This is a genomic window from Dehalococcoidia bacterium (assembly GCA_035574915.1).
Taxonomy (GTDB): domain Bacteria; phylum Chloroflexota; class Dehalococcoidia; order DSTF01; family WHTK01; genus DATLYJ01.
In genome coordinates this window covers 1-6,322 of sequence record DATLYJ010000062.1, presented here as the reverse complement: position 1 = coordinate 6,322, position 6,322 = coordinate 1, and the positions used below count along the sequence as shown (strand labels likewise).

Annotated in this window: 5 protein-coding genes; 3 read left to right on the top strand and 2 right to left on the bottom strand. The window is 70.0% G+C overall.

From position 1 onward, the window contains the following. Positions 1–54 precede the first annotated feature (54 nt). The gene (locus VNN10_05875; GenBank protein ID HXH21537.1) at positions 55–432 is read left to right on the top strand and encodes an MmcQ/YjbR family DNA-binding protein; all 378 of its coding nucleotides are present in this window, start codon (positions 55–57) and stop codon (positions 430–432) included. Positions 433–552: 120 nt separating this feature from the next. Next, positions 553–3,999, top strand: coding sequence for a carboxyl transferase domain-containing protein (locus tag VNN10_05870; GenBank protein HXH21536.1), 3,447 nt, complete (start codon positions 553–555; stop codon positions 3,997–3,999). Between the two features lie 3 nt (positions 4,000–4,002). Here the strand turns inward: VNN10_05870 and VNN10_05865 are convergent, their stop codons facing one another. Then, on the bottom strand, positions 4,003–4,506 hold the full coding sequence (locus VNN10_05865; protein ID HXH21535.1) for a hypothetical protein: 504 nt from the start codon (positions 4,504–4,506) through the stop codon (positions 4,003–4,005). A 95-nt stretch (positions 4,507–4,601) separates the two neighbouring features. After that, a complete protein-coding gene (locus tag VNN10_05860; GenBank protein HXH21534.1) occupies positions 4,602–5,495 on the bottom strand; it encodes an LLM class F420-dependent oxidoreductase in 894 nt (297 codons plus the stop codon). A 126-nt stretch (positions 5,496–5,621) separates the two neighbouring features. Here VNN10_05860 and VNN10_05855 point away from each other — a divergent pair. Further along, a partial coding sequence (locus tag VNN10_05855; GenBank protein HXH21533.1) for a carboxylesterase family protein occupies positions 5,622–6,322 on the top strand: 701 nt, incomplete at its 3' end.

Genomic DNA, 6,322 nt, shown 5'->3' with positions numbered 1-6,322 from the left:
CTCTGTCAGGCTCGCTGCGCTCGTGGCCGGTGCGCGGCCTGTAAAATCACCGCCATGCACGCGGACGGCGCTATCGAACGCCTGCGCACCATTTGCCTTGCCCTGCCGGAGGCGACGGAGAGGTTGAGCCACGGTGAGCCGTCATGGTTCGCCGGCGAGAAGGGCAAGCAGTTCGTGATGGTCTCCAACCACCACCATAACGACAGCCGCACAGCGTTCTGGTGCCCTGCGCCGCCCGGAGCCCAGGAGGTGCTGGCCGGCGCCGATCCCGGCCGCTTCTTCCGCCCGCCGTACGTCGGCCAGCGTGGCTGGCTGGGCGTCTACCTGGACGTGCCCCAGGACTGGGACCAGCTGGCAGACATTGTCAGGGAGGCCTACATGATGGTCGCTCCGAAGCGGCTGGCGGCCCTGGTTGAGCACCCGGGCCGCTGACCGGCCCGGATCCGGTATCGGGCAGCGAGACTCGGTACGGTATTCCACTCTGCCCTCATCTCTGCCAAACTCTCGCCCAGAACGAAGGCCGCCTCGCCGGCTCTAGACAAGAGGGTGCCGATGCTGCCCAGGTCCCTCCTCGTCGCCAACCGCGGCGAGATCGCTATCCGCGTCCTGCGCGCCGCCTCCGAACTCGGTATCAGGACAGTCGCCGTCTACTCCGAAGACGACGCCGAGTCGCTGCACCTCCGCCAGGCCGACGAGGCCTGGCCGCTGAGGGGCGCGGGCGTCCGCGCCTACCTGGACATCGAGCAGATGGTGGCGGCCGCGAAGGAAACCGGCTGCGAAGCCGTCCACCCCGGCTACGGCTTCCTGTCGGAAAACGCTGCCTTCGCGCGCCGCCTGCGTGAGGAAGGCATCACGTTCGTCGGGCCGCGGGTGGAGATCCTCGAGCTGTTCGGCGACAAGGTCCGCGCCCTCGAGGCCGCCGCCCGGGCCGGCGTCCCCGTCCTTCCCGGGACGAGCGGCCCCACCAGCGCGGAGCAGGCGCGTGAGTTCTTCGCGTCCCTGCCTCCCGGTGAGGCGATGATCATCAAGGCCATCGGCGGCGGCGGCGGCCGCGGCATGCGCGTCATCGAGAGCCTCGACGGCCTCGAGGAGGCGCTCGCCCGCTGCCGTGCCGAGGCCCAGGCCGCCTTCGGCAACGGCGACGTCTACGTCGAACGGCTGGTGCGGCAGGCGCGCCACATCGAGGTACAGATCGTCGGCGACGGGTCCGGGGCGGCGACCCACCTCTGGGAACGCGACTGCAGTATTCAGCGCCGCCACCAGAAGCTGGTCGAGATCGCCCCCTCGCCCGGCCTCAGCGCCGAGGTGCGCCAGCGCATCCACGCCGCGGCCGTGCGTCTCGCCGAGGCGGTGAAGTACGACAACGTCGGCACCTTCGAGTTCCTGGTCGACGCCTCCGACCCGAGCGACAGCGCCTTCTTCGCCTTCATCGAAGCCAACCCGCGCCTGCAGGTCGAGCACACGGTCACGGAAGAGGTCACGGGCATCGACATCGTCCGCGTCCAGCTGGAGCTGGCCGGCGGCGCGCATCTCGCCTCGCTCGGCCTGCTCCAGCCGGACATCCCGCAGCCGCGCGGCTACGCAATCCAGGTGCGCGTGAACATGGAGACGATGAAGCCGGACGGCACGGCGATGCCCTCCGCCGGGGTCCTGAGTGCCTTCCAGCCGCCCAGCGGGCCGGGCATCCGCGTCGATACCTTCGGCTACGCGGGTTACAAGACCAGCCCGCGCTACGATTCGCTTCTCGCCAAGGTCATCGCCCACACGCCGCGAGCGAGCTTCGAGGAGGCCGTCGCCCGTTGCTACCGCGCCCTGACGGAGTTCCGCCTCCAGGGTGTCAACACCAACATCCCCTTCCTCCTCAGCATCCTCTCCGACCCCGGCTTCAAGGCTGGCCGGCTCTACACGCGATTCATCGACGATCACCTGCCGGCGCTCCTGGAAGGCGGCGCGGCGCACCCGATGCGCTACGCCGACGGCGCGAAGCTGGAGGCGGCGGCCCCGGCGGCCGAAGGCGCCTCGCCCGGCGGCGCGCCCGCCTCCGGCCAGGCTGGCGTGAAGGTCGACCCGAACGACCCCCTGGCGGTCCTGAAGTACGGGAAGGCGGCGGCCGAGGCCGCGCGCCCGCAGGCCCCGGCATCGCCCCCCGGCGCCTCGCCGGCGGCAGTTGCCGCGCCCGAGGGCACGGTCGCGGTCACGACCCCGCTGCAGGGCACAGTCGTCTCGATCGAGGTCGCCGTCGGCGCCCACGTCCGCAAGGGCCAGGTGCTCGCCGTCATGGAGTCGATGAAGATGCAGCACGAGGTCAGGGCCGAGGTCGGCGGCATCGTCCGGCGCATCGCCGTCGCGCCCGGCGATACCCTCTACCAGGGCCACGCCATGCTCTTCATCGAGGAGACGGCCACCGGCGCCGCCGAGGTGTCGCTGGAGGAGGACTACGACCTCGACGAGGTGCGGCCCGACCTCAAGGCCGTGCTCGACCGCCGCGCCTACATCTATGACGAGAACCGCCCGAAGGCGGTGGCGAGCCGCGCCGCCAAGGGCCAGCGCACCGCGCGCGCCAACGTCATGGACCTCATCGATCCCGGCACCTGGGTCGAGTACGGGCCGCTGGTGGTGGCGAACCAGCACAGCCGCCGCACGATGCAGGACCTGATCGAGAATACGCCGGCGGACGGCATGATCATCGGGATCGGCAACGTCAACGGCCATCTCTTCGATGAGCCGGCCTCACGCGTCGCCGTCATCTGCTACGACTACACCGTGCTCGCCGGCACTCAGGGCGGCCGCAACCACCGCAAGACCGACCGCATGATCGATGTGGCGGAGGAGGCCCGACTCCCCGTGGTGCTCTTCGCCGAAGGCGGCGGTGGGCGCCCGGGCGATGACGCCAGCGGGGGCGGCGGCAGCATTACGTTCGCCCGCTTTCCCCAGCTAAGCGGGCTGGTGCCCCTTGTCGGCATAACGTCGGGACGTTGCTTCGCCGGCAATGCTTCCGTCCTGGGCTGCTGCGACGTCATCATCGCGACCGAGAACTCGAACATCGGCATGGGTGGCCCGGCGATGATCGAGGGCGGCGGGCTCGGCGTGTTCGCGCCGGAGGAAATCGGCCCCATGTCGGTGCAGGTGCCCAACGGCGTGGTCGACATTGCGGTCAAGGACGAGGCCGAAGCCGTCCAGGTCGCGAAGAAGTACCTCTCCTACTTCCAGGGCCGCCTCAAGGACTGGGAAGCCCCGGACCAGCGCCTGATGCGGCGAATCATCCCCGAGAACCGCCTGCGCGTCTACGACGTGCGCAAGGTCATTCACACGCTCGCCGACGTCGGCAGCGTCCTGGAACTGCGCCCGAACTTCGGGGTGGGCATGATCACCGCCCTCATCCGCGTCGAGGGCCGCCCGCTCGGCGTCATCGCGAACAACCCCATGCACCTCGGCGGCGCCATCGACTCTGATGGCGCCGACAAGGGGGCGCGTTTCATGCAGCTCTGCGACGCCTTCGACCTGCCGGTCCTCTACTTCTGCGACACCCCGGGGATCATGGTGGGCCCGGAGATCGAGAAGACCGCCCTCGTCCGCCACTCCAGCCGCATGTTCCTCATCGGCGCGAACCTCTCCGTGCCCTTCTTCACCGTAGTGCTCCGCAAGGCCTACGGCCTCGGCGCCATCGCCATGGCCGGCGGGAGCTACAGGATGCCGATGTTCACCGTGGCCTGGCCGACGGGCGAGTTCGGCGGCATGGGCCTCGAGGGCTCCGTGAAGCTTGGCTACCGCCGCGAACTGGAGGCGATCGAGGACCCGGCCGAGCGAATGCGAGAGTACGAGCGCCGCGTGGCCGCCGCCTACGAGCGCGGCAAGGCTGTCAACAACGCCACCAGCTTCGGCATCGATGACGCCATCGACCCGGCAGAAACGCGGTTCTGGGTGGCCAGCCTACTGCGGTCGCTGCGACCGCCGCCGCCGCGCGAGGGCAAGAAGCGCCCCGCGATCGACGCCTGGTAGGCGCTATTCGCAGCCGAAGCCGTCGCCGTCCCGGTCAAGCAGGAACTCGTCCCGGCCTACGACTCGGATCCGCCCGCGCACGTAGTTCGGGCCGTCTTCACCCCTGTCGGCGCAGTCGTAGTCGCCGAGGTTGGTGGCGAGACAGGCCCCGACGTAGGAAGGGTGGCATTCGCGCGGCTCCGCGGCCGGCGGCTCCTCGCCGCCGCAGTTAGCGATGAACCACGACCGCTCGGCGTCGGAGAGGTATGCCGTGCCCCGGATGATGTCGCAGTTCCCGCGGTTCACCTGGGTCGAGCCGCCAAGGCAATTGGCCAGGAACCATGCCCGCTCGGTGTGGGAGAGGTAGACGCGGCCGCGAATGGCGTTGCAGTCAGCCCGGTTGACGGACGCCTCGATCAGGACAGGCGTCTCAGTGATCGGGGGCGGCTCGCTGGCCTCGCCTGAGCAGGCCGCGGCCAGGATCGCGGTCACCACGAACGCCAGCCCGGACCAGGCAGAGGCTCTCACGCCTGATTATGGTCGGAGCCAACGCCGTCCGTTCGGCCGGGTCCTGCGCGGACCTGGCGCGCGATGCCAGACGGCGACGCTGAGCAGTCGCGGCCTCAGCCGCGCATCTCCGGCCATACTTCGCGCACCAGCCGCTCGACGTACTTGAGCTTGCCCTCGAGCGGCCGCAGCGAAGGCTCTCTCGCCGTGCCCATCCAGTACAGCATGTCCGTGGCCCCCGCCGCCTTGTGCTGCCGCAGCGCCTCGAGGTTGTCGGAGGGATCCGGCGACTGGGGGAACATCGAGCCCTCGAAAATCGTGACCTCGTGCTCGCGGCCGGCGGCGCGAGCGGCCTCGCGCACAGAGCGCATGCTCGCCTCGAAGCGGGCAATGGGCGTGCCGGGGCCTGCCACGTAGCCGTTCGCGAGCCGGCCCGCCCGCTCCAGCGCGACGGGCGAGGTCGCGCCGATGATGAGCGGCGGATGGGGCTTCTGTACCGGCTTCGGCTCCATGCCGACGTCGTCGATGCGGTAGTAGCGCCCCTTGTGGCTGATTCGCTCCTGCGTCCAGGCCTTCTTGAGCACCTCTATCGCTTCCACCATGCGCGAGCCGCGCTGCTTGAAGGGCACACCCAGCGCCTCGTACTCCGGCGCCTGCCAGCCGACCCCGATCCCCAGCCGGAGCCGCCCGCCGGAAAGCGCATCGACCGACGCCGCCTGCTTCGCCACGACCAGCGGCTGCCGCTGCGGCAGGACGACGACGCCGGTCTCGAGTCCGACGCGCTCGGTGACGGCTGCCAGGAACCCGAGGGTGACGAAGACCTCCAGGTGCCAGAGGTCGGCGCGGTACTGGGAGCGAGGCGTGCCGTCAGCGCTCGGCCAGGCGTACACGACGTGGTCGACCACGTGCAGCGTGTCGACGCCGAGACCCTCGAGGGCCTGGGCGTAGTCGCGCAGCGCGACCTTGTCCTGCGGTGCTCCAACGTTCGGGAAGGCGACTGTCAGGCGCATGCGTCCTCCTGAGGCGTTCGAGTGCAGAGTACAGAGTGCGCGGAGCCGTGGATAGCGGCGGCCCCCCTGTACTCTGCCCTCCGTAGTCTGTAGTCTCTGCCCACCATCACTCGTCAGGAGGCCGCGATGACGACCACTACCGAACGGATCGTAGAGACTACGCACGGCAAGCTGCGCGGATCGACCGAGCGCGGCGTCTTCGTCTTCCGCGGCATCCCTTACGGCGCTTCGACTGCCGGGCGGCGCTTCCTGCCGCCGCTGCCCGCCGAGCCCTGGACGGGCGTCCGTGACGCCCTGGAGTTCGGGCCCATCGCCCCTCAGTCCGGCGCGTTAACGCGCGAGACTGAGGGCGAGAGCCGCACGGTCGGACATATACCGCTGCTGCCGCAGTCGGAGGACTGCCTTGTCCTCAACGTCTGGACCCCCGGGCCTGGCGACGGCGCGAAGCGGCCGGTAATGGTCTGGCTCCACGGCCGCGGTTTCGCCTCCGGCGCCGGCTCGGAGGGCTGGTACAACGGCGCCAACCTGGCGCGCCGCGAGGACGTCGTCGTCGTCACCATCAACCACCGCCTGAACGTCTTCGGCTTCCTCCACCTGGCGGACATCGACCCGCGGTTCGCAGGCTCCGGCATCGCCGGAATGCTCGATGCGGTCCTCGCCCTGCAGTGGCTGCGCGACAACGCCGAGGCCTTCGGTGGCGACCCGAACAACGTCACCATCTTCGGGGAGTCAGGCGGCGGCCGTAAGGTCTGCACCTTGCTGGCGATGCCGGCGGCGAAGGGCCTCTTCCACCGCGCCATCGTCCAGAGCAGCGTCACCCTGCGGGC

What these genes read in the sequence shown, in the direction of transcription:
- VNN10_05875 (HXH21537.1), top strand. Translation starts at nt 55, where the DNA reads ATGCACGCGGACGGCGCTATCGAACGCCTGCGCACCATTTGCCTTGCC.
- VNN10_05870 (HXH21536.1), top strand. Translation starts at nt 553, where the DNA reads ATGCTGCCCAGGTCCCTCCTCGTCGCCAACCGCGGCGAGATCGCTATC.
- VNN10_05860 (HXH21534.1), bottom strand. Translation starts at nt 5,495, where the DNA reads ATGCGCCTGACAGTCGCCTTCCCGAACGTTGGAGCACCGCAGGACAAG.